Source organism: Vibrio sp. B1REV9 (assembly GCF_905175395.2).
Taxonomy (GTDB): Bacteria; Pseudomonadota; Gammaproteobacteria; order Enterobacterales; family Vibrionaceae; genus Vibrio; species Vibrio alfacsensis.
This window is the reverse complement of the sequence record NZ_HG992745.1, coordinates 1,330,969-1,353,245: the sequence shown is the minus strand read 5'-3', so window position 1 is coordinate 1,353,245 and position 22,277 is coordinate 1,330,969. Positions and strand designations below refer to the sequence as shown.

23 protein-coding genes are annotated in these 22,277 nt (G+C 45.5%); 12 read left to right on the top strand and 11 right to left on the bottom strand.

From position 1 onward, the window contains the following. The first annotated feature begins 79 nt into the window (after positions 1-79). The 4 genes from KHN78_RS11760 to KHN78_RS11745 are packed head-to-tail and all read left to right on the top strand — an operon-like array spanning position 80 to position 2,986. The gene (locus tag KHN78_RS11760; RefSeq protein ID WP_211916164.1) at positions 80-1,531 is read left to right on the top strand and encodes a tetratricopeptide repeat protein; all 1,452 of its coding nucleotides are present in this window, start codon (positions 80-82) and stop codon (positions 1,529-1,531) included. Between the two features lie 16 nt (positions 1,532-1,547). Then, positions 1,548-1,898: an arsenate reductase (glutaredoxin) gene (arsC, locus tag KHN78_RS11755; RefSeq protein WP_211916163.1), complete on the top strand. Its 351-nt coding sequence runs from the start codon at positions 1,548-1,550 to the stop codon at positions 1,896-1,898. Next, a complete protein-coding gene (gene wrbA / locus KHN78_RS11750; RefSeq protein ID WP_211916162.1) occupies positions 1,899-2,471 on the top strand; it encodes an NAD(P)H:quinone oxidoreductase in 573 nt (190 codons plus the stop codon). Positions 2,472-2,530: 59 nt separating this feature from the next. Then, on the top strand, positions 2,531-2,986 hold the full coding sequence (locus KHN78_RS11745; protein WP_211916161.1) for a DUF2069 domain-containing protein: 456 nt from the start codon (positions 2,531-2,533) through the stop codon (positions 2,984-2,986). Positions 2,987-3,201: 215 nt separating this feature from the next. Here the strand turns inward: KHN78_RS11745 and KHN78_RS11740 are convergent, their stop codons facing one another. Further along, positions 3,202-4,569: a DUF2066 domain-containing protein gene (locus tag KHN78_RS11740; RefSeq protein WP_211916160.1), complete on the bottom strand. Its 1,368-nt coding sequence runs from the start codon at positions 4,567-4,569 to the stop codon at positions 3,202-3,204. Positions 4,570-4,804: 235 nt separating this feature from the next. On the opposite strand from KHN78_RS11740, the gene KHN78_RS11735 reads away from it, so the two are divergent. Beyond that, on the top strand, positions 4,805-6,058 hold the full coding sequence (locus KHN78_RS11735) for a uracil-xanthine permease family protein (RefSeq protein ID WP_128810404.1): 1,254 nt from the start codon (positions 4,805-4,807) through the stop codon (positions 6,056-6,058). A 216-nt stretch (positions 6,059-6,274) separates the two neighbouring features. Here KHN78_RS11735 and upp read toward each other — a convergent pair whose 3' ends face one another. Then, the gene (upp, locus tag KHN78_RS11730; RefSeq protein WP_005445324.1) at positions 6,275-6,901 is read right to left on the bottom strand and encodes a uracil phosphoribosyltransferase; all 627 of its coding nucleotides are present in this window, start codon (positions 6,899-6,901) and stop codon (positions 6,275-6,277) included. 178 nt (positions 6,902-7,079) lie between these two features. On the opposite strand from upp, the gene purM reads away from it, so the two are divergent. Further along, a complete protein-coding gene (purM, locus tag KHN78_RS11725) occupies positions 7,080-8,120 on the top strand; it encodes a phosphoribosylformylglycinamidine cyclo-ligase (RefSeq protein ID WP_211916159.1) in 1,041 nt (346 codons plus the stop codon). Between the two features lie 164 nt (positions 8,121-8,284). After that, on the top strand, positions 8,285-8,923 hold the full coding sequence (gene purN, locus KHN78_RS11720; RefSeq protein ID WP_211916158.1) for a phosphoribosylglycinamide formyltransferase: 639 nt from the start codon (positions 8,285-8,287) through the stop codon (positions 8,921-8,923). An 80-nt stretch (positions 8,924-9,003) separates the two neighbouring features. Here purN and KHN78_RS11715 read toward each other — a convergent pair whose 3' ends face one another. Both KHN78_RS11715 and lpcA read right to left on the bottom strand, forming a co-directional pair. Beyond that, on the bottom strand, positions 9,004-9,849 hold the full coding sequence (locus tag KHN78_RS11715) for a class II glutamine amidotransferase (protein ID WP_128810401.1): 846 nt from the start codon (positions 9,847-9,849) through the stop codon (positions 9,004-9,006). A gap of 60 nt (positions 9,850-9,909) precedes the next feature. Beyond that, a complete protein-coding gene (lpcA, locus tag KHN78_RS11710; RefSeq protein ID WP_128810400.1) occupies positions 9,910-10,485 on the bottom strand; it encodes a D-sedoheptulose 7-phosphate isomerase in 576 nt (191 codons plus the stop codon). A gap of 357 nt (positions 10,486-10,842) precedes the next feature. Here lpcA and fadE point away from each other — a divergent pair, with 357 nt between their 5' ends. Next, on the top strand, positions 10,843-13,287 hold the full coding sequence (gene fadE / locus KHN78_RS11705) for an acyl-CoA dehydrogenase FadE (protein ID WP_211916157.1): 2,445 nt from the start codon (positions 10,843-10,845) through the stop codon (positions 13,285-13,287). 105 nt (positions 13,288-13,392) lie between these two features. On the opposite strand, the gene KHN78_RS11700 is transcribed toward fadE, so the two are convergent. From KHN78_RS11700 to dnaQ, 3 genes are all read right to left on the bottom strand, one after another. Beyond that, positions 13,393-13,656: a DNA polymerase III subunit epsilon gene (locus KHN78_RS11700; RefSeq protein WP_211916156.1), complete on the bottom strand. Its 264-nt coding sequence runs from the start codon at positions 13,654-13,656 to the stop codon at positions 13,393-13,395. A gap of 200 nt (positions 13,657-13,856) precedes the next feature. Then, the gene (locus KHN78_RS11695; protein ID WP_211916155.1) at positions 13,857-15,107 is read right to left on the bottom strand and encodes a TIGR03503 family protein; all 1,251 of its coding nucleotides are present in this window, start codon (positions 15,105-15,107) and stop codon (positions 13,857-13,859) included. 8 nt (positions 15,108-15,115) lie between these two features. After that, positions 15,116-15,838, bottom strand: a complete 723-nt coding sequence (gene dnaQ / locus KHN78_RS11690) for a DNA polymerase III subunit epsilon (RefSeq protein ID WP_211916154.1) — start codon at positions 15,836-15,838, stop codon at positions 15,116-15,118. A gap of 58 nt (positions 15,839-15,896) precedes the next feature. Between dnaQ and rnhA the strand changes: the two genes are divergently transcribed. Continuing rightward, on the top strand, positions 15,897-16,361 hold the full coding sequence (gene rnhA, locus KHN78_RS11685; protein ID WP_128810395.1) for a ribonuclease HI: 465 nt from the start codon (positions 15,897-15,899) through the stop codon (positions 16,359-16,361). A gap of 63 nt (positions 16,362-16,424) precedes the next feature. Here rnhA and KHN78_RS11680 read toward each other — a convergent pair whose 3' ends face one another. Beyond that, positions 16,425-17,186 (bottom strand): class I SAM-dependent methyltransferase, encoded by a 762-nt coding sequence (locus tag KHN78_RS11680; RefSeq protein ID WP_211916153.1) that lies wholly within the window; start codon positions 17,184-17,186, stop codon positions 16,425-16,427. Between the two features lie 35 nt (positions 17,187-17,221). Here KHN78_RS11680 and gloB point away from each other — a divergent pair, with 35 nt between their 5' ends. The 3 genes from gloB to KHN78_RS11665 all read left to right on the top strand — a co-directional run bounded on the left by gloB (position 17,222) and on the right by KHN78_RS11665 (position 20,496). Further along, positions 17,222-17,980, top strand: a complete 759-nt coding sequence (gene gloB, locus KHN78_RS11675; protein ID WP_211916152.1) for a hydroxyacylglutathione hydrolase — start codon at positions 17,222-17,224, stop codon at positions 17,978-17,980. Between the two features lie 246 nt (positions 17,981-18,226). Beyond that, positions 18,227-19,813: a LysM peptidoglycan-binding domain-containing protein gene (locus KHN78_RS11670; RefSeq protein WP_211916151.1), complete on the top strand. Its 1,587-nt coding sequence runs from the start codon at positions 18,227-18,229 to the stop codon at positions 19,811-19,813. Continuing rightward, positions 19,810-20,496, top strand: coding sequence for a YIP1 family protein (locus KHN78_RS11665; protein WP_211916150.1), 687 nt, complete (start codon positions 19,810-19,812; stop codon positions 20,494-20,496). The genes KHN78_RS11670 and KHN78_RS11665 overlap by 4 nt, the downstream gene beginning before the upstream one ends. A 27-nt stretch (positions 20,497-20,523) precedes the next feature. Here the strand turns inward: KHN78_RS11665 and KHN78_RS11660 are convergent, their stop codons facing one another. The 3 genes from KHN78_RS11660 to KHN78_RS11650 form a co-directional block, all read right to left on the bottom strand. Beyond that, complete coding sequence (locus tag KHN78_RS11660) at positions 20,524-21,369, bottom strand: endonuclease/exonuclease/phosphatase family protein (RefSeq protein ID WP_211916149.1); 846 nt, start codon at positions 21,367-21,369, stop codon at positions 20,524-20,526. 130 nt (positions 21,370-21,499) lie between these two features. After that, on the bottom strand, positions 21,500-21,838 hold the full coding sequence (gene glnB / locus KHN78_RS11655) for a nitrogen regulatory protein P-II (RefSeq protein ID WP_164837151.1): 339 nt from the start codon (positions 21,836-21,838) through the stop codon (positions 21,500-21,502). Positions 21,839-21,951: 113 nt separating this feature from the next. Next, complete coding sequence (locus KHN78_RS11650; RefSeq protein WP_128810389.1) at positions 21,952-22,266, bottom strand: c-type cytochrome; 315 nt, start codon at positions 22,264-22,266, stop codon at positions 21,952-21,954. Positions 22,267-22,277 lie beyond the last annotated feature (11 nt).

The window sequence follows — 22,277 nt, the reverse complement described above, 5'->3', positions numbered from 1 at the left end:
TGACCACAAAGTATGAGGGATTATAAAATATGAACATGACTCACCTCATATCCGGTATTTTGGAGAATCTTTACACCGTATGTTGAAACGCACTCGATCGCTAGTTTGTATTTGCCTGGCAGCCGCACTCAGTACACCGACGACCTACGCGAACAGCCTAGATCTTCCTGATATTGGTACCGCAGCCGGAGGCACTTTAACGATAGACCAAGAGCTTATCTTTGGTGATGCTTACATGCGCATGCTAAGAGCCAGTAGCCCTATCGTCAACGATCCGGTTATTAATGCATACATTGACTCCTTAGGTCATCGCCTGGTCGCCAATGCCAATGATGTAAAAACGCCATTCCACTTCTTTATGATTCGCGATCGCAATATCAACGCGTTTGCATTTTTCGGTGGTTATGTCGCCTTGCACTCTGGCCTATTTTTACACGCCCGAACAGAGAGTGAACTTGCATCGGTTGTGGCGCACGAAATCGCCCACGTCACTCAACGTCACCTTGCACGAAGCATGGAAGAACAAGCACGTCGTTCTCCTGCAACCATGGCGGCGCTTGCAGCAGGGTTACTGCTTTCCATTGCCTCACCACAAGCCGGTATGGCAGCCATCACAGCAGCAACAGCAGGCAACATGCAAAGCCAAATCAACTACACACGTTCGAACGAGAAAGAAGCCGACCGCTTTGGCATCGCGACACTCGCAAAGGCGGGGTTTGAAGTTCAAGCCATGCCTCGATTTTTTGGCCGCTTAGCTGACCAGTATCGCTACGCGAGTAAGCCACCACCAATGTTGTTAACGCACCCACTACCAGAAGATCGTATCACTGATAGCCGAGCACGAGCTCAAGCCTATCCTCCAATGCGTATCATGCCGTCGATAGATTATCATCTAACCAGAGCTCGTATTGTCGCCCGTTATGCCAATATCGACGGACAAGCGGCAATGAGTTGGTTTGAGCGGACACAGAAAAAAGCGTCCCCAGACATCGCGGCCTCTTTCGATTATGGACGAGCATTGGTGCATCTCGACAATAAACGCCTGAGTGAAGCGGAACCATTGTTAACCAAATTACTACAACAAGACCCAGGGAATCCATTTTACCTTGATGCGATGAGTGATTTGTATATCGAGAAGAAAGAGCCACAAAAAGCCGTCGATATGCTAACCAAAGCGTTAAAACGTAATCCGCAGAATACTGTGCTCACCATCAACTATGCGAATGCACTGCTAGAAGCAAACAAATTCGAAGACGCCGTACGCCTATTACAACGATACACACACGATTATCCTGAAGACATCAATGGTTGGCACTTACTGGCAAAAGGCAATCATGATCTAGGAATTAATGATGAAGAGCTTGCTGCACGAGCTGAAATTTTAGCTCTGCAAGCGAACTGGAATAAAGCCATTCAACTTTATACCGAAGCAAGTAAAATTGCGGATTTAGGCAGTTTACAACAGGCACGATACGATGCTCGTATTGACCAATTAATGATCCAAAGAGATCGATTCATGGCATTACAATAACGAAATGGAGAAAACCATGTCAGTCGTGATTTATCACAACCCACGTTGCTCAAAAAGCCGTCAAACACTCGAATTGTTAGAGCAAAAAGGTGTGACACCAGAAGTGGTTAAATACCTTGATACACCGCTTAATGTTGAACAACTGAAAGCACTTTATGCTCAGCTTGGTTTCGCTTCAGTACGCGAAATGATGCGTACCAAAGAAGACATTTACAAAGAGCTTGCGCTTGGTGAGACATCTGTTTCTGATGAGCAACTTTTTGAAGCAATGGCACAAAACCCAAAACTATTTGAACGTCCAGTTGTCGTTGCAAACGGCAAAGCAAAAATTGGTCGTCCGCCAGAGCAAGTTTTGGAAATTCTATAGATGGATTGCCAGATCCTCATTTTGTACTTCAGCCGCCACGGCTCGACAAAACAGCTGGCAAGACAGATCGCAAGGGGAGTTGAATCGACTCCCCATTGTGAAGCGATTTTACGAACAGTTGAAGATTTGTCACCTAACTCACATCCCCTTTCTGATCCAATTGTTACTCTACAAGAACTGAAACAATGTGACGGACTCGCCTTTGGCAGCCCTGTATGGTTTGGCAATATGGCGGCCCCACTTAAGCACTTTTGGGATCAAACGACACCTTTATGGGTGAGTGGTGAGCTTATCGATAAACCGGCTTGTGTCTTCACGTCTTCATCATCAATGCATGGTGGTCAGGAAAGCACACAACAAAGTATGATGCTCCCGCTTTTGCATCATGGCATGATGATATTGGGAATACCTTACTCAGAGCCAGAACTGCACACCACACAGTCCGGTGGTACGCCTTACGGGGCAAGCAGTGTAGGACACGAACCAAGCCTTACTGCAGAAGAGGTTCGTCTCGCACAACAATTAGGAAAACGACTGGCAACTGCAGCGCAAAAACTCAAAGTAAGCCAGTAATACCCGCCAGATCCCTTAGGGGTTCTCGCAAGGGTATCAGCTCAAGGATAAGTAAATCGATGTCTGACATTATCGACCAACCACCTCTCAGTACCCGCACCCAAACCTATCGCTATATGGCGTTATTCGGCAATTTGGCGTTATTGGCTTGGGTTGCGATTTGGCAACTCGCCCTTTCTCCTCACCCGCATCTAAACAGCACCACATTAGCTGTTGCATGGTGTATTCCCCTACTCTTACCGCTGCCAGGCATCCTTGCAGGAAAACCTTACACACATGCTTGGGCTAACTTTGTCCTGATGCTTTATTTTCTGCATGCGCTGACCATCTTGTATGTTGATGATGGCGAACGTTGGCTCGCTGCCGTTGAGTTGTTGCTCACTACGTTGGGCTTTGCCGGTAATATTTTGTTCGCTCGCGCTCGAGGTAAAGAGCTAGGCTTGAAACTCAAACGATTATCTCAAGTGGAAAAAGAAGAAAAAGCCAAATTCAAAAATAACGGATTAGACAAATAAAGATTCCGGCAAACTGCCAAGTGGCTAAGTCGCAATTTGCCAAATACGCCTTTGTCATATTCGCACTCGCATTAAGGACAAGATATTCACCTTAGTGTATTAGAAAACATCCGTTCATTAGAAAACAGCCGTGTATTAGCAAGATGAAACGATACAAAAAGAGTCGCATCACGCGACTCTTTTATTGTATCTCAATAAGATCGGCTAATTATCCCTCAGCCCAGGTTATCTCCAAGCTCTCGTTCTGATGCTTGCTGTGGAACTGGGGTCAGGTCTGGTTGAGGTATAGAACGAGCAAGTGCTCGCCATTCGTAAATGAGATCATACGTTTCTTTCACTGGCTCAGTGACTACTGGCTGTGACGTCACGGCTTCTACAGACTCTTGTGCAACTTTGTTTACCGAGTTTTCCAGATCCGATGGTTCTGTCACATCAGAGGCTGCGGGTTCAGTGGCGGCTACGTCAGAGACGGTTGCATCAGATGTTGATGCTTCTGTTGCAGCGCCATCGACAGATACCACTTCTGCTGGCAATGTATCTTCTGCTTTAGGCTGAGAAACAGACTCATGAACAACGTTATCTTCTGCGCCTAGTGGGTCATCAAACACCATCAATTGTGAAATTGCAGAAGCTTCTTGCTCAAATGCTTGCTGCGATGCCAACAGATGCACTTTCAGCGTCACCTCATTACCTTGTACGCGCTTGATTTCCGTCGATGCGACAGAATTCAGTTGCGTCAGCGCATTCTCTAAATTGAAGAAATCTCTTGCTGATGCCACATTCAATATTTTCACATCAATCGATTCTGAAGACTCGCTAGACACAATAACTGCACTTTTCGTCGCGTAGTAATCAGCAATACCGTTCACCATTGCGGTCATCGCATTCGCACCGGATGCAGAACCGCTACGAGGAGACATTTGTAACTCGGAAATCTTAGATGGAGACTGATCATACAACGACCAACGAATACTATCGCCTTGCACTCGAATAACGAGAACGGCATCGACAGGATAGCGTTGACTTGCTTGACTAATAGGATCAATAAAGCCGCCCCACAAGTCAGAAATACTCACGCCGGTTACATCGTCAATATCGCCCACTGGCATTGTAATCGGTAAGCCACGGTTTTCTGCTGCAGAACGTAACGTTGCAACAGTTGGAGATTCAGTATGCTCCCACGTAATTGTGCGATCGTAGCCATGCTCTTCCACTAACCAAACCAAAATATTCGCACGGTTAGCAGACCAAAATGGCAATTGTGCTTGAGTCAGAAGAGAGCGAATTTGATCGCTATTGAACAGCATCTTCAAGCTATTTTGACCATCAACCTGACCATAACTAAGTTGAGAAATATAACGTGAACTTGTCCCAACGGCTTTTTCAATCACTGGGTTGCTAAGGGAAGATTGGCTGCCGGTTGCACGCACAATCACATCTTTCATACCCTGTTGACGGGCCAAAGACTCCCCATCTTTTTGCTCACCGTCGATCGCTACCTCTGCACGATAGATATCTACCTGAGTCAGTGCATAAACAGGAAGAGACAACCAACCTACCAATAAGAGAGCTAAATAGCGCATAGTTTTATTAATCCTCTAAACAAGAACCCGCATGATAAGCAACTATCAAACGGCGAGCAAGAACCGTGCTGAGTAAATTGTTTATATTCCGTCCAACTTAATGAACACTAATGCAACAAAACATTCGCTCACCTTATAATTCAATACAAAAGTTTGATCTAGGCTACATTGCAATCGATTGCTGAATGCTAATATTCGCCGGATTTGTCTGCGTATCTTTGAATAGGGAATAATTATGAAAAACGCGTTACAAGGCGCTCAGATGCTCTTTGTCGCTTTTGGTGCTCTCGTACTTGTGCCACTGCTTACTGGCCTCGATCCTAACGTGGCGCTATTCGGTGCTGGTGTTGGTACTCTCCTTTTCCAACTTATCACTAAACGTTCCGTTCCAATCTTCCTTGCTTCTTCTTTTGCTTTTATTGCTCCTATCATGTTCGGTATCCAAACGTGGGGTATCGGTGCAACCATGGGCGGTCTAATGGCGGCAGGTTTGGTGTATGTTGCACTTGGAGCAATGATTAAAGTTCGTGGTGTTGGCTTTATCCACAAAATTTTGCCTCCAGTTGTTGTTGGCCCGGTGATCATGGTGATCGGTCTAGGTCTTGCACCAACCGCAGTAAACATGGCCATTGGTAAATCAGGCGATGGCGCTGTACAGCTGGTCAACGGGGATGCCGCATTCGTCATCTCAGCAGTCTCTTTGCTTACAACTATCGCATTAAGCGTCTTTGCTAAAGGCTACTTAAAGTTAGTGCCTATTGTAGGTGGTATTGTGGCGGGTTACTCCGTGTCACTGATGTACGGAGTGGTAGATTTTACCCCTGTTGCTCAAGCTGCATGGCTTGCAATGCCGAACTTTACTGCGCCGGAATTCAACATCAATGCGATTCTGTTTATGATTCCTGTTGCAATTGCTCCTGCGGTAGAGCACGTCGGTGACATGCTGGCTATCTCTAACGTAACGGGTAAAAACTACCTTAAGAAACCAGGTCTTCATCGCACTATCGCGGGTGACGGGATCGCGACAATTGCGGCATCTATGGTCGGCGCGCCACCTAACACCACTTACAGCGAAGTAACCGGTGCGGTAATGCTGACCAAAGCGTTTAACCCAGTGATCATGACTTGGGCTGCAATTACGGCAATCGTGCTTGCTCTTGTTGGTAAGCTAGGCGCAATGCTACAAACGATTCCTGTGCCTGTAATGGGCGGCATCATGATTTTACTATTCGGTTCTATCGCAACCGTCGGCCTAAACACATTGATCAAAAACAACGTGGATCTTCACAAATCTCGCAACCTTGTGATTGTCGCAGTGACGCTTGTTTTTGGTATCGGTGGTATGGCTTTTGGTATTGGCGAATTCAGCCTTCAAGGTATCAGCCTATGTGGTATCGTAGCGATCATTCTTAACCTTGTGCTTCCAAACGACTTAGGTGAAAACCACGTCGTTGATAACGCACAAATGGAAGAAGAAAAAGCGAAGTAATTCGCATGCACGGTCATCCCAGTGGCCGTGTTTATTGTTCGATCATAATACCGAACGTAGCAAATAGCTGATCATTTAAGCTTGTTATAACGCTAACTCTGATCACTTGCTTACTGTGATCAATATCAACATCCATGATTAATCGCGAAATGAAAAAGGCTTGGTGAAAACCAAGCCTTTGTTTTATCTATTTAATCTTAATAAAACGTCAGAGAATTACTTAGTACCGAAGATCTTGTCACCAGCGTCGCCTAGACCAGGGACGATGTAACCTTTGTCATTTAGCTTCTCATCGATTGCTGCTGTGTATAGCTCAACGTCTGGGTGTGCTTTTTCTAGTGCTTCGATGCCCTCAGGAGCCGCAACAAGAACAAGAACTTTGATTGCCTGACAACCTTTCTCTTTTAGAAGGTCGATCGTTGCGATCATAGAGCCGCCCGTAGCAAGCATTGGGTCAACAACAAGAGCAATACGCTCATCAATGTTAGAAGCAAGCTTGTTGAAGTAAGGTACTGGCTCAAGTGTTTCTTCGTCACGGTAAATACCAACAACGCTAATACGCGCACTTGGCATATGCTCAAGAACGCCATCCATCATGCCTAGGCCTGCACGCAGGATTGGCACTACCGTCACTTTCTTACCTTTGATTTGGTCTACTTCTACAGGACCATTCCAACCCTCAATGGTTACTTTTTCTGTTTCAAAGTCTGCTGTCGCTTCATAAGTTAGAAGACTACCGACTTCGGTTGCTAACTCACGAAAACGCTTCGTGCTGATATCACCTTCTCGCATTAGACCAATTTTGTGTTTTACTAGAGGGTGTTTAACTTCAACGACTTTCATTTCCATCTCCGGCTTTTGTGACAACATTTAAACAAACTTTCAGATTATACATGATTTTTTAAGGGAAATCAGGATAGGAAGCTAAAGAAAAAAACTTACGCAAACGTTTGCTATCTATATTTAAGCACTGTTAGAATAGCGCCGTTTTCATATCCAACTTAATACCGAGGACTTCCCTGTGAGTGGTAATAACTCTTCTCTTAGCTACAAAGATGCTGGTGTAGATATTGATGCAGGCAACGCGCTTGTGGATCGTATTAAGGGTGCGGTTAAACGTACTCGTCGCCCTGAAGTGATGGGTGGTATTGGTGGTTTTGGTGCCCTTTGTGAATTACCAACGAAATACAAACAACCTGTACTGGTTTCGGGTACTGACGGCGTCGGTACAAAACTTCGCTTAGCCTTGGATATGAACAAGCACGACACTATTGGTATTGACCTAGTGGCAATGTGCGTTAACGACCTTATCGTACAAGGTGCAGAGCCTCTCTTCTTCCTAGATTACTATGCGACTGGCAAACTAGACGTTGATACTGCGGCAGACGTGGTTTCTGGTATTGCTGATGGCTGTGTTCAAGCAGGTTGTGCACTTATTGGTGGTGAAACTGCGGAAATGCCAGGTATGTACGAAGGTGAAGATTACGACGTTGCAGGCTTCTGTGTTGGCGTAGTAGAGAAAGAAGACGTCATCGACGGTACGAAAGTAGCAGCAGGCGATGCACTAATCGCAGTTGGCTCAAGCGGTCCACACTCTAACGGTTACTCTCTAATCCGCAAGATCCTTGAAGTTTCTGGCGCAGATAAGAACGAAGAGCTAGCAGGTCGCACTATCGGTGAACACCTACTAGAACCGACTAAAATTTACATCAAATCAGCACTTAAGATGATTGAGAAGCACGACATCCACGCGATTTCTCACATCACGGGTGGTGGTTTCTGGGAAAACATCCCACGCGTACTGCCTGATGGCACCAAAGCCGTTATCGATGGTAGCAGCTGGGAATGGCCGATCATTTTCCAATGGCTACAAGAAAAAGGCAACGTGACCACACATGAAATGTACCGTACTTTCAACTGTGGTGTTGGCCTAATCGTCGCTCTACCAAAAGACCAAGCAGACGAAGCCGTAGCCCTACTTAAAGAAGAAGGCGAAAACGCATGGGTGATTGGTGAAATCGCTCAAGCTGAAGCAAATGAAGAGCAAGTTGAAATCCGATAACTTGTGAGTTGTGCTACATAAAGATATGAATGAGGACACTATGTCCTCATTCTGCTATCTGGAACATCGAAAACCATTCTAATAGTAGGTAATTTAATCACTACACATCTCAAGTCTGCAAGACTAATACCAATCACAACATCAAATAAGGCAGTCACAACATCATGAAAAACATCGTGGTCCTCATTTCTGGTAATGGCAGCAACCTACAAGCAATACTTGAATCCTGTGAAGCCAACATGCCAAATGCACAAGTCGCAGCTGTGTTCTCCAATAAAGCCCAAGCTTATGGTTTAGAGCGTGCAAAGCTTTTTGATGTGAACGGTCACTTTATCAATCCTAACGCATTCGAATCTCGCGAAAAATTTGATGCTGAGTTGATGAAGCAAATCGATGAATACCAACCTGATGTGATTGTCCTCGCCGGCTACATGCGCATTCTTAGCAGTGCGTTTGTTCAACACTATTTAGGTAAGATGATCAATATTCACCCATCTCTTCTGCCAAAGTATCCCGGCCTAAACACTCATCAGCGCGCTATTGATGCCGGTGACAAAGAGCACGGTACTAGCGTTCATTTTGTTACAGAAGAGCTCGATGGTGGTCCAGTAATATTGCAAGCCAAAGTACCTGTATTTGAATATGATAATGCTGATGCTCTTACCGCTCGTGTACAAACGCAAGAGCATACCATTTACCCTATGGTCACAAAGTGGTTAGTAGATGAAAGGCTCACAATGAGAGATGGCAAAGCGTACCTCGATGGTTTTGAGCTTGGTGAACACGGCTACGCCACCGAGTAACGCTCAATTCCAAACACCAGACGCAAAAATAAAGCTCGCGATTAAGCGAGCTTTATCTAAGTATTCAGTATCAGAAACCATCACTCCAATGGATCAGTCGGAGCTTGGTTACCCGGCTTCGGCGCAGCAAATGGGACATCCAATAACGCCTTTGCATTATTGAGTACCATCTCACCAACATGAAACAACCCGTACTCGCCCGGCTTCATGCGCTGCCATGTCTCGTTACCTGTAAGTGGCTGAGTCGCAATCACTGAAACCACATCGTGCGGCGTCGTCTCTTCTTGGAAGTTAATCTCGACATCTTCATCTAATAGCGCAGCTTTACCAAATGGCGCACGACGAGTGATCCAGTAAAGATGATTAGTACAGTAAGTCATCACAAACTCACCGTCGCTGAGTAGCATGTTAAACACACCCTTTTCTCTCAACTTATCGCAACACGCCGCTACATAGATAAATACAGACTCCATATCCTGTGGAGGCTCTGGATACATATCTTCCATCTGTTTGAGTAACCAGCAAAAAGCCAACTCACTGTCTGTTTGCCCTACCGGACGATGACGCCCAGTCTGCAAGTCTTGATAATCAGTTAGCTGACCATTATGTGCAAACGTCCAGTAACGCCCCCAAAGCTCTCGCGTAAACGGGTGGGTATTTTCTAAGTTCACCCCACCACGGTTTGCTTGACGAATATGACTGATCACGGCACGACTTTTTATCGGATAGTTTTGCACCAATTCAGCAATTTTTGAGTCACAACTTGGGTTTGGATCTTTAAATGTGCGAAACCCTTTCCCTTCATAGAAAGTAATTCCCCAACCATCACGGTGTGGCCCTGTGCGGCCGCCGCGCTGCATCAATCCTGTAAAACTGAAACAAATATCCGTCGGGACATTTGCGCTCATTCCGAGCAATTCACACATGGTTTAACGAACTCCTTACCTCAAAACGACGAGATCGATATTTCGACCTCGAAGTCAAATTTATTCCATCTCTTTTTCAACCAACTGAATGATGATGTGAATGATCTTAATGTGCACTTCCTGAATACGATCTGCGTAACCAAAATGCGGTACGCGGATTTCAATATCTGCCAGGCCCGCCATTTTGCCACCATCTTTACCAGTAAGTGCGATGGTCTTCATCCCTTTCGCTTGCGCCGCTTCGATCGCTTTAAGAATGTTGCCTGAGTTACCCGATGTTGATAGGCCAAACAACACATCACCTTTACGGCCAACCGCTTCTACGTAACGAGAAAAGACGAAATCGTAACCAAAGTCGTTACTTACACATGAAAGGTGGCTTGGATCTGAAATCGCAATACCCGCGTAACCAGGACGATTTTCACGGTAACGGCCTGTCAATTCTTCAGCAAAATGCATCGCATCACAATGAGAACCACCGTTACCACATGACAACACTTTGCCTTCTTGCTTAAAGGAGTCGGCAATCATTTTTGCTGCTGCTTCAATTTGCGCGATGTTGTGATCATCACTTAAAAACTTATTCAGAACTTCAGCAGCTTCTGTTAATTCACTTCTAATCAGATCTTGGTACATAAGACGTTCTCTTTATTATTTCAGCTTCAGCGAAGAAACTAAGCCTCTCACCGAGCAAATTGTTCCGATGCAAATCGTGCATCTAACATTTCATTACTCTGAGTTTACCCACAAACGAGAATTAGTGTCGATAGCGAAGCAACAGATTTAAATTGAACCGCAGCATAAACTGGTTAACTGGCGAAGAAATCACCACTCAAATCCCAACTTTAGAATTTTAACTCTACTGAGATCACTTTTTATCCAACTTTGGGTTTTACATTTTATTAATATTTTGATTACACTTAATGAACTGGTTAGACCTCTTACCAAAATACAGACGTACAACTTTAATAAAGTCTGAAAAGGAAAATACATATGGACATCTTGCTCTCAATCTTAACGATGACGATCGTGCTAGGCATTGCGCTCTACCACAGAATGTCACTCGTCAAATCCATCAGCCTACTCACTGCAACGATGGTAGCACTGACTATTGTTGGCCCAGTGGGCATCATTGGTTGGTCTCTTTACGTACTTGCCGTTGCCGTGTTTGCCATTTCTGGTATTCGCCAATCGCTGATCAGCCGAAAAGCATTGACGTTATTTAAAAAAGTGCTTCCTGCGATGTCTCAAACGGAAAAGGAGGCATTGGATGCAGGTACGGTGTGGTGGGAAGCGGAGTTGTTTAAAGGCAAACCTGAATGGCAAAAGCTTCACGCCATCAAAGCGCCTAAGCTAAGCAAAGAAGAGCAAGCATTTCTCGATGGCCCAGTAAATGAAGTATGTGCGATGGTAAGCGATTTCCAAGTGACGCATGAACTTGCCGATTTACCTCCAGAAGTATGGCAATACCTCAAAGACAATAAATTCTTTGCCATGATCATCAAGAAGAAATACGGTGGTCTAGAATTTTCAGCTTATGCTCAATCTTTGGTGTTACAAAAACTGACTGGCGTATCCGGCGTATTGTCTTCAACCGTTGGCGTGCCTAACTCGTTAGGTCCGGGTGAGTTATTGCAACACTATGGAACAGAAGAACAGAAAAATTACTATCTACCTCGTCTTGCTGAGGGTAAAGAGATCCCTTGTTTTGCTCTCACCAGTCCGGAAGCCGGCTCTGATGCAGGCTCGATCCCAGATTTTGGTGTCGTTTGCAAAGGAGAATGGGAAGGGAAAGAAGTTCTCGGTATGCGCCTGACATGGAACAAGCGATACATTACGCTTGCGCCTGTTGCGACCGTGCTTGGTCTTGCCTTTAAACTGCGTGACCCAGAAGGCCTGCTTGGCGACCAAGAAGATCTTGGTATCACTTGTGCTCTAATCCCAACTGACCTTAAAGGCGTTGAGATTGGTAACCGCCACTTCCCGCTTAACGTACCATTCCAAAATGGTCCAACTCGCGGTAAAGACATCTTCGTACCAATGGACTTCATCATCGGTGGTGAGAAAATGGCTGGCCAAGGCTGGCGTATGCTGGTTGAGTGTCTATCGGTTGGTCGTGGTATCACGCTACCTTCAAACTCTACCGGCGGCATCAAAACTGCAGCACTGGCAACGGGCGCATACTCTCGTATTCGTCGTCAGTTCAAGCAACCGATTGGACACATGGAAGGGGTTGAAGAGCCTCTTGCACGCTTGGGCGGTAATGCCTACGTAATGGATGCGGCAAGTAACCTAACCGTTGCAGGTATCGACTTAGGTGAAAAACCATCGGTTATCTCCGCAATCGTGAAATACCACTGTACCCACCGTGGTCAGCAAAGCATCATTGACGCAATGGATATCGTTGGGGGCAAAGGCATCTGTTTGGGGCCATCGAACTTCCTAGCGCGTGGTTACCAGGGCGCCCCAATTGCGGTAACGGTAGAGGGTGCAAACATTCTAACACGTTCTATGATCATCTTTGGCCAAGGTGCGATTCGTTGCCACCCATACGTTCTAGAAGAAATGAATGCTGCCTACTCTGATGCCGGTGATGCCGTCGATAAATTCGACAAAGCGCTAGCGGGTCATGTGAGCTTTACCATGAGTAACCTAGTTCGCAGTATTTGGTTTGGCCTAAGTGACGGTCTTGGCTCAACATCACCAACAAAAGACGCGACGAAACGTTACTACCAGCAATTGAACCGTTATAGCGCAAACCTAGCTTTGCTATCAGATATCTCGATGGCGGTATTAGGCGGCTCGCTGAAACGCAAAGAACGTTTGTCTGCACGCCTTGGTGATATTCTAAGTCAACTTTACCTAAGTTCAGCAGCATTAAAACGCTTTGAGCAAGATGGCCGTCCTGTAGAAGACTTGCCACTTGTCCATTGGGGCCTACAAGACAGCTTGAAACAAACTGAAGCGGCAATTGATGAATTCCTAGCGAACTTCCCGAATAAAGTGATTGGTCGTGCACTGCGTGTATTGATTATGCCATTTGGCCGTGTACGTAAAGCGCCGAGCGATAAACTCGACAGCAAAGTCGCGCGCATTCTTCAAACGCCAAGTGCAACGCGTTCACGCATCGGTCGTGGTCAGTATCTAGAACCCACTGAGCACAATGCAGCAGGTAAGATTGAGCTGGCACTGTCTGTGATTCTTCAAGCGGAACCTGTGTTCGACAAAGTATGTAAAGCACAAGGCAAACGCCGTCCGTTCCTGCGCTTGGATATGATTGCCCAAGAGGGGTTAGAGCAAGGTCTGATCACCCAAGAAGAGGCAGAGCTACTGAGAGAAGCCGAGCAACATCGCTTAGATACCATCAACGTAGACGATTTTGAGCCAGAATTACTGGCAGCGAAACCACTCTACCCTCAGATGGAAAACGTCGCCTAAGCAGATACAAGCTTGAATAAACGTTAGAAAAGCAAAACGGGAGCCGAGGCTCCCGTTTTTTATTGAATCTCTGCTAAGCACAACACGGTGTTAGCAAAGAAGCATTTATTGTTCGTTATTGTCTTCAACGATAAACGACTGTTCAATTCTGCGCAGTTCTTCCTGCTCTTTAAGCTTTAACTCTTCTTGAAGCGTTGCTTTACGTTCATTCAGTGCTTTCTTTTCTGACTTGGTCAGAAACTTCACTGCCTTTTTATTAGCCAGTGCGTACGTAACGACATCTTCGCCTTTCTCACGACGTTCACTGACGCGCTGAGAGAAACGCTCATTATCACGTGCTTTACGTTCAGCCGAACTTAATTTGCTCATTTTTATACCTTTACAAAATATATGGCAGCCCTATTGCTCCCCTCAGGTAAACAAATGATGAGTCATTCATATAGCTGATGCCGTGAGTCTAGCATAGATAATGACAGGAACAGCGAAGTGATTAAGATTGTGATTTGGATTCGTAGTTATCGAGCGTTCTCACAAGCTAGAATGACCCATTATTTGCTACGATGCCGATACTATCTTTTCGGGAGTTCCAGTTGCATCTCTGGTATGGATTCGCGCTTAGCTTTGAGCTTGCTCCACACTAACCACAGCAACAAAACTAAAATAAGAGCAACAACATTACCAATCGCAATAATGATCATACTTCGCTTACGCTCTGCTTCACGCTCGGCAATGATGCGTTTTTCCATTTCGATACGACGTTGCTCTGCTAACTGTGCCTCTTTCGCTTTGCGGGCGGCTTCCAGATCGACATCGTCAACCACGCTAAAGCTCTGTTCTTGAATTGGGAATACCAGAGCACGCTTTGTCGCCAAATCAGTGGCAAACACTTCACCATGCCACGAGTATTTACCAAGTTCTGGGTCATTATCCATTTTCAGTGTGGTTTTGCTGCCATCAGGCGAGACTTGACCTTGGCTGTAGCTAACAAAGCCATCTGGGGCCGCTTGCTCAATACTCACCGCAATAGAACCCGGCTCTATCATACCCTGCTCACCACTGACCACCAGCTGATGAGGTTGGTTAGCATCACGCGATTGAATGAAAGTACGAGAGATAGGTGATGGGTAAACTAAAACCACTTGCTCTTGTGCACGCAAAAATACACCGTTGCCCGAGGTAATGCGTGCGCGATATTTTCCTGGTTCAATATCAATCGGTAATTGGACCGTAAAAATACCATCCCCTGCTCTTTCATCAAGATCTCGGCCGTCATCCGCAAATTCACCAATCACCATTGGAACAGGGCGCGCCTCTTTAATTAGCTGATCTTCATTTTCTACAAACTTGGTAAAGGTCACACGCAGACTCACGCGATCAAGAAAATCACGCAATACCAACGGTTTATCATTAGAGGTTAGCTGGGCGGTAAATTTGAGCGCCTCTGTTTGATATAGGCGCGTCGGGAATACATCCGTATTGAGCTTAAGGTGAGAAAGCAAACGGATGTTGTTTTTTGGCGTCACCTTGCCCACCGCTTGCCACGGACCAGGCATAGGATTGTCGATAGAGATGATGTCTAAAGAGGGTTCTTGATACCAGCGCACGTTATCATACGTGCCCCATGCGTAATATTTTTTACCATCAGGACGCACCAATACGACAGGTTGAGAGCTTTGTTCACGATATACCAAAAAGGTAATTTGTTCGATTGTCGAGTCGACGCGAAAACGGTTATCCAACAAAGACATGGCGGACTCATTTGCGGCAAACGCAAAACAACTCCAGATCGCTAAGAGCGCGACCGATAAAGCCCTCAACATAGCTTCTCCTAATGCTGCCAAATACAGTCGCTCACCAGTTCTAGTCTTTTCTGGTGCGCTTCTACTTCATCGGCAGTTGCACGCAAAACCTTTAGCGATTTTCTTCTTTCAAGACGACGAATGCCCTCCGCTTCGCCCTCTTTTTTATTGGCATTGAATTCTAGATTAGTTTGTCCACCCGTCATCAATAGGTAAACGTCCGCTAGAATCTCCGCATCGAGTAATGCCCCGTGGAGGGTACGATGAGAGTTATCGATACCATAGCGCTCACACAATATGTCGAGGTTATTTCGCTTGCCAGGGAAGATTTTCTTCGCCATGGCAAGGGTATCGGTCACCTTACAAAAGTCTTCCGTTTTACCGATGGTTGGATCGAGCATTTCAAACTCGTAATCCATAAAGCCGGTATCGAAGGGCGCATTGTGAGCCACCAGCTCAGCGCCTTTGATGAAGTCTAAAAACTCTTTATGAACACTTGCATATTCAGGTTTGTCGACAAGAAACTCATCCGTAATACCATGAACATTAATCGCATCTGGTTGAATTTCACGATCGGGTTTGAGGTAAACGTGAAAGTGACGACCAGTCAACTTACGGTTGATGATCTCCACGGCACCAATTTCTACAATGCGGTGCCCCATGTAGTGCGGGCCGCCCTCTAAGTTCATACCTGTTGTTTCGGTATCGAGAACGACAATACGATTATGTTCAGAATTGCTGCTGGTATTCATAAGGTTATGTGTGTCAGACTATGCTTTATTAAATGATTCGGCTAATAGTACCAAAAATATGACCAAACACGTTGAGATTTTCACAGACGGATCTTGTTTAGGAAATCCTGGCCCAGGTGGATACGGCATCGTTTTACGTTATAAGCAAACGGAAAAGACACTTGCCAAAGGCTACACGCTTACCACCAATAACCGCATGGAAATGTTAGCCGCCGTTGTTGCGCTGCAAACGCTCAAAGAACCTTGCCAAGTTACTCTCACCACAGATAGCCAATATGTGCGTCAAGGCATCACACAATGGATTCATAACTGGAAGAAACGTGGTTGGAAAACGGCAGATAAGAAGCCAGTAAAAAATGCCGATTTATGGCAAGCGTTAGATAAAGAAACCGCGCGCCACCAAGTCGATTGGCAATGGGTAAAAGGCCACGCAGGCCATCGTGAAAACGAAATCTGTGACGAAATTGCTCGCGCAGCTGCCGAGAACCCAACCGAGGAAGATACTGGTTATCAACCTAGTTAGATCTTAATGCTCGATACAGAACTTAACGTTTAATGTAGGGCTTAAGATTCGCAGAGACCTTACTTAAGGCTCAAGCGCTTTACTTGATGTCTTTCTCGCTGTACTACCCTCTCGATTCATCACTCTTATTGGCGTCAGTTTTTTCTTCATGCGCCAATGCGGCTTAATGGGTTTGAGAGGGTATGTTCTTTTACGAGCAACGATGTAATACAAACTCCCCGCAGGTGATGCCCAATCGCCCAAACTGTTTTCTAGCCATGTCCACATGGTTTTATAACGCGTCATTGGAAACAAGGCGTAACGATCGCAATGAATCACTTGGTAATTTAATACTCCTAACCAGTCTTTAATGCGGTTTGATGTGAACATTCGCCCACTCCACGGCAGGTTATTTTTTCGCCACGGTAATAAACTGGCTAGGCCAGTGAGACTAATGGGGTTGAACCCCGTAAGAATGAGATAGCCATCATCCATCATCACCCGATCAACTTCTCGAAGTAGACGGTGAGGATCACTTGCATAGTCAAGCTGATGTGCGAGCACGACAACATCAAAGCTTTTTTCTAAAAAGGGCAATTCGTAACCATCTGCAATCACATTATGCAACGGGTTCTGGATATCTACGTTAACTTGGTGTTGAATGTTACAACTACAACTGGTTAGCTCACAGCTCAACCCGCCCAATTTAAGCATGTGGTAGCCGAACAGTCTCGGACACCATTCATCTAGTCGGGTTTGGATTGACTCAAGCACCCATGGGCCATTGTTCATTTCTGACCACGTCGATGGGTGTGCCATAGTTTTGTTGCTGAGTGCTGGTTTCATTTACCACCTGCTAATTGGGTGACGGAGAACGAATCGTGTTACAGATCAAAAGCATACCTGCATTTAACGATAATTACATCTGGCTGATACAAAATAGCGATAAGCGTTGTGCCGTTGTCGACCCTGGCGATGCTCAACCGGTATTAGACTATATAGTGGCCCACGAGTTAACTTTAGAGGCAATCTTAATCACACACCACCACAACGATCACATTGGTGGCGTTCCAGATTTAGTTCGCGCTTATCCACATGTAGCGGTCGTCGGGCCAAAAGCGGAACCCATTCCAACACTCACGAATGCGATGGAAGAGGGAGACAAACTCGATCTGTTTGGCGAAATCTTTATGGTGCTAGGGCTGCCTGGCCATACGTTAGGTCACATTGGCTACGTAGGCGATGGAAAACTGTTCTGTGGTGATGTGCTATTCTCAGCGGGCTGCGGACGTGTATTTGAGGGCACACACGAACAGATGTTTGAATCTCTGAGTAAGATCTCTGCATTGCCTGAAGAAACCGAAATTTTCTGCGCTCACGAATACACAGCAAGTAATGTCGCCTTTGCTCTTGCAGTAGAGCCAGACAATGAACACTTACGCCAATACCGAGATGATGTGAATCGCCTACGCGCACTCAACATTCCAACGGTGCCGACAACGCTCCGAAAGGAAAAGTGGATTAATCCATTTTTGCGTACTACAAATCCTGAAATAGTCAAATCCGTGGCGAACCGCATCGAAAATAGCGATCCATGCTCGGTTTTTGCAGCTCTGCGTGAGTGGAAGAACGAATTTTAACCAACTTTTACTTGTATCTTTGTTCCGCACAAGTATTATCTTCAGCTCATTTTTAATAGAAGCGCCTTTGGCGCTTCTATTGCGTTTAGGGCTAATATAAATCTGTTTGCATTTCGCCCTAATGCACATCCGGTGTTTATTCGCCGTTTTAATTTGTTTAGAAATCGATGTCTATTATCTTGCCTACCATACTTTTATATTCGTGGTATTTCTGGCAGATAAACAGGCCCTCAATAGGCTAACCCCATGCGTTTGAAGTACAGTTTGGCGTTGGTATTGTTGCTATCTGGCTGTCAATTGACACAATCAGATACAACCAATTCTCCAACCCAAGAAACCAATAAATCTGAGCAGATTGCAAAGCAAGATAACGCTCAGGCAGACTCCTCTAAGAAGCCGCTTGCTCAAAAAGAAGCAGTGAAAGCGACACCTAAAGTGATTGCGCCTCAGGATCAAGAGGATGTATGGCAACGTATCGCTATGCAATTGGACATGGACATCCCTAACAACAAAAAAATCGACTATTACCGCACATGGTATTTGAAGCATCCGAGCCATCTTCGTACCGTATCTGAACGTGCGCAGCCGTTCTTATACATGATCACCAAGCGTATTGAAGAGCGTGGCCTACCGATGGAGTTAGCACTTCTACCTGTCGTAGAAAGCTCATTTGATGCATTCGCCTATTCTCACGGTAGTGCGGCTGGTCTTTGGCAATTTGTTCCAGGAACCGGAAAAATGATGGGACTTGAACAAAACTACTGGTACGACGGTCGTCGCGATGTGGTTGCGTCTACAGATGCAGCGCTTGATTATCTTCTACAACAAAACAAACGTTTTGATGGCAACTGGGCACATGCTATTGCGGCATACAATAGCGGCGGAGGTCGTGTATCAAGCGCAATTCGTAAGAATAAAAAACTCGGTAAGCCAACGGACTTCTTTTCTTTAGATCTTCCAAAAGAGACCAGCAGCTATGTGCCGAAGTTACTTGCGCTTGCTGACATCGTGGCAAACCAAGAAAAATACGGCATCGACATTCCAGCGATTCCAAATAAACCAGTCCTGACTCAAGTGGATCCAAAAGAGCAGCTTGATCTTGCAATTGCAGCGGATTATGCCGGTATTGGTGTAAAAGAGCTGCAAAGCTACAACCCTGCGTACAACCAATGGTCGACAGCGCCTAATGGCCCTCACCAGCTCCTTATTCCAATTGAGAAAAAAGACCAGTTCCTTGCTCAAGTAAATAAGAACCGTGGTAAAGGGGTAAAAGTCGCACGCTATAAAGTGAAATCGGGCGATTCGCTAAGTCTGTTGGCTCAAAAGTATGGTACGACAACCAAAGTTATTCAGCGCGCAAACGGGCTATCAAACAATAATATTCGCGTTGGTCAGTACTTAGTGATCCCAACGTCAACAAAAGACGATTCTAAATACGCTCTAACCGCGGAGAACCGACTAGAAAAAACACAATCTCAAGCGCGCGGTCAATTTAAGCTTACTCATGTCGTGCAATCTGGTGAGAGCTTGTGGTCTATCGCAAAAGAGAACAAGGTTTCCCATCAGTCTTTGGCTAAATGGAACGGTATGGGGCCAAGAGACACCTTGCGCGTGGGTCAAAAACTGGTGATCTGGAAGAACTCTGACAAAGGCGCGATTATTCGAACTGTGTTCTACAACGTACGCTCAGGCGACACCATCAGCGGTATTGCGAGCAAGTTTAAGGTGAAGGGCAACGACATCGTGAAATGGAACTCTCTTCAAAAGCAGAAGTACCTAAAACCAGGTCAAAAGCTTAAGTTGTATGTTGACGTAACTAAGGTAAGTGTATGAGCCCATCGAGCAACCCGCTTGTCATGCTGTTGGATATTTTCCGATCTCCAACATCTTGCTTCTTGGCGCTCTATCAGCGTGGAGGCTGGGGATGGCAACCTTTCATCTTTTTGATGATAAGCCCATTCCTATTCTGGGGGGCCTATTTCTCGAATGTGGATTTCACTTGGTTAAGTGAGCAACTGGCGGCTCAATTCCAACAGATCGACCCTCAGCAAGTTGAACTGTTAGAGCCAAATACGTTGATGGCAAGTGCGATCATTAATGACGTGTTCAACCGCTTTGCGACTCTGCTGCTTTTGGCGTTGTGGTTCTTCCTTGCAACCAAAGCAAGCAAACAGCAGTACGGTTACTGGAAATGGTTTGCAGCCTCTTCTGCCATCCTGTTCCCGGCAGTTCTAGGCGACATCGCAAGCTACGCGAGCCTACTTCTAAAACACGGTCAAGTAATGACATACGCCGCAGACCTAAACAGTCTAAATGGCTTGTTAAAACTGCCTTTGACCAACGAGTGGTCGCACTTTGCTAGCTCACTACCGCTACTGCTGCCTTGGTACATTGTATTGGGCTATGGCGTGGTTCTAACTTGGACAGAGTTTGAACGCGGACAGGCACTTGTCATTGCGAGCCTACCTTGGATTGCGTTCTACGTAATTTGGGCGTTGTACATCGTTATCGCTTAATACGTTACTCGACTAGCATAGCCAATGCTATTCGTTAATCGTAAACGACACCAATAATGGATTATGATCGGAAGCGTCGCTCTGCGGCGCTTTTGCGTTTTTAAGCGTTAAACCACGATAAAACACATGATCTAACGGTAAACCTGTAATAAATTGAGTCCGATTATCTTGAGCAAACTTAACTTCTTGTAAATCGGCCTTGAGCAATGCTTTCTTCATTGCGGTCACACGCTCTTCACTCCAACTATTAAAGTCTCCTGCAAATAAAATCGGCCCTTTATGCTCATTCAATACTCGCTCCATCGCAGAAATCTGAGATGTGTATTCGTCGGTTCCAACCGTAAAGTTAATGGCATGAATATTTACTACCGCTAGAGTCTCACCATTACTAAGCTGATATTTGCTGTACAACGCTGACTTAGGCAGACGCAACCATGGTTCTTTAGACGTGTAAGCACATGCCAGAATAGGCTCTTGTTTCGCAATACTGATCACTCCAGCACCACTGCCTAACGCTTTAAATGCCGTCACTTGATTACTCACCCAATGACCATCCACCAGCCAATCTTTAAACGTGTCGGTAAGACTCGCCTCTTGCAAAAGAAGTAATTGCTTATTAGCAGAAAATGTATCTAAAGCTGATCGCCAATCATCTCGATTCTGCTTGTAGATATTCCATACCAATATGTTTAGCTCACCATCTTCATCGAGTGCTTTCGGCTGGTTAAAATCCATACAACGAACGTTTTGAGTAATGCTGCTCCCTGTTTGGGTAATAATTTGAGGTTGCTCCGGCACAATAAAAATAAGCTGAAAAGCGAACACCGCCGCTAAGCTAAGAAAAACCACCGCAATAAATAAGCGCTTAAACATAGACCGACCTAAATACAGAACAAAGATAGACTTGAATGAATAAAAAAAGGAGCCACCTCGGACTCCCTTTTAGCTTAATCAATTTTTCACTGTATGTTGTAGTGAAATCTTAATTCTATATAGATGCTCGTTAGATTGCGTCTTCGTCTTCTTCACCAGTACGAATACGCACTACGCGTTCTACATCGGTAACGAAAATCTTACCATCGCCAATTTTTCCAGTTTGAGCTGTATCAACAATGGTATCAACACACTTATCTGCCATGTCTTCAGTCACAACAATTTCTAACTTCACTTTTGGTAGAAAGTCGACCATGTACTCCGCACCACGGTAAAGCTCAGTATGACCTTTTTGGCGACCAAAACCTTTCACTTCAGAGACCGTCATCCCTGTGATACCTACTTCCGCCAATGCTTCTCGAACATCATCCAACTTGAATGGTTTGATAATCGCTTCAATTTTTTTCATGTTCATCCCTTAAGCTTCAATCGTTTGCGCATATTATCGGTTAGCGTGTCACAACATTCAATGCTTGTCGTCACCAAGCGATTCAAAATCCTAACTCTCGACGAGCTTTGTATCTATTTCAGGCTTGCGTAATACGCAGCCAAGTTTGCAATATCGGCATCAGAAAGCAAACTGGCTTGAGCTTGCATAACCGCAGCTAAACCACCTGTGCGCTGACCTTGCTTATACGCATTAATTGAGCTTGCTAGGTATTGCTCGTTCTGCCCTTTTAGATTTGGATAACCAGGGATCACCGCGATACCATCCGCGCCATGGCAAGCAGAACACACTGCAGCTTTCGCTTCTCCTGCTCCTGCATCTCCAGCAGCCAGTGCTTGCCCACTCAACATGGTTAGCACCACCATTGCGCCCATGATTATTTTCTTCATTGCTTCACCTA

Bases quoted from the DNA above. Each gene is read 5' to 3' on its own strand.
- KHN78_RS11660 (WP_211916149.1), bottom strand. From the start codon at position 21,369: ATGTTTAAGCGCTTATTTATTGCGGTGGTTTTTCTTAGCTTAGCGGCG.
- KHN78_RS11695 (WP_211916155.1), bottom strand. From the start codon at position 15,107: ATGTTGAGGGCTTTATCGGTCGCGCTCTTAGCGATCTGGAGTTGTTTT.
- arsC (WP_211916163.1), top strand. From the start codon at position 1,548: ATGTCAGTCGTGATTTATCACAACCCACGTTGCTCAAAAAGCCGTCAA.
- glnB (WP_164837151.1), bottom strand. From the start codon at position 21,838: ATGAAAAAAATTGAAGCGATTATCAAACCATTCAAGTTGGATGATGTT.
- fadE (WP_211916157.1), top strand. From the start codon at position 10,843: ATGGACATCTTGCTCTCAATCTTAACGATGACGATCGTGCTAGGCATT.
- lpcA (WP_128810400.1), bottom strand. From the start codon at position 10,485: ATGTACCAAGATCTGATTAGAAGTGAATTAACAGAAGCTGCTGAAGTT.
- rnhA (WP_128810395.1), top strand. From the start codon at position 15,897: ATGACCAAACACGTTGAGATTTTCACAGACGGATCTTGTTTAGGAAAT.
- KHN78_RS11740 (WP_211916160.1), bottom strand. From the start codon at position 4,569: ATGCGCTATTTAGCTCTCTTATTGGTAGGTTGGTTGTCTCTTCCTGTT.
- upp (WP_005445324.1), bottom strand. From the start codon at position 6,901: ATGAAAGTCGTTGAAGTTAAACACCCTCTAGTAAAACACAAAATTGGT.
- dnaQ (WP_211916154.1), bottom strand. From the start codon at position 15,838: ATGAATACCAGCAGCAATTCTGAACATAATCGTATTGTCGTTCTCGAT.
- KHN78_RS11700 (WP_211916156.1), bottom strand. From the start codon at position 13,656: ATGAGCAAATTAAGTTCGGCTGAACGTAAAGCACGTGATAATGAGCGT.
- KHN78_RS11715 (WP_128810401.1), bottom strand. From the start codon at position 9,849: ATGTGTGAATTGCTCGGAATGAGCGCAAATGTCCCGACGGATATTTGT.
- KHN78_RS11670 (WP_211916151.1), top strand. From the start codon at position 18,227: ATGCGTTTGAAGTACAGTTTGGCGTTGGTATTGTTGCTATCTGGCTGT.
- wrbA (WP_211916162.1), top strand. From the start codon at position 1,899: ATGGATTGCCAGATCCTCATTTTGTACTTCAGCCGCCACGGCTCGACA.
- KHN78_RS11665 (WP_211916150.1), top strand. From the start codon at position 19,810: ATGAGCCCATCGAGCAACCCGCTTGTCATGCTGTTGGATATTTTCCGA.
- KHN78_RS11735 (WP_128810404.1), top strand. From the start codon at position 4,805: ATGAAAAACGCGTTACAAGGCGCTCAGATGCTCTTTGTCGCTTTTGGT.
- KHN78_RS11680 (WP_211916153.1), bottom strand. From the start codon at position 17,186: ATGAAACCAGCACTCAGCAACAAAACTATGGCACACCCATCGACGTGG.
- KHN78_RS11760 (WP_211916164.1), top strand. From the start codon at position 80: ATGTTGAAACGCACTCGATCGCTAGTTTGTATTTGCCTGGCAGCCGCA.
- KHN78_RS11650 (WP_128810389.1), bottom strand. From the start codon at position 22,266: ATGAAGAAAATAATCATGGGCGCAATGGTGGTGCTAACCATGTTGAGT.
- purN (WP_211916158.1), top strand. From the start codon at position 8,285: ATGAAAAACATCGTGGTCCTCATTTCTGGTAATGGCAGCAACCTACAA.
- KHN78_RS11745 (WP_211916161.1), top strand. From the start codon at position 2,531: ATGTCTGACATTATCGACCAACCACCTCTCAGTACCCGCACCCAAACC.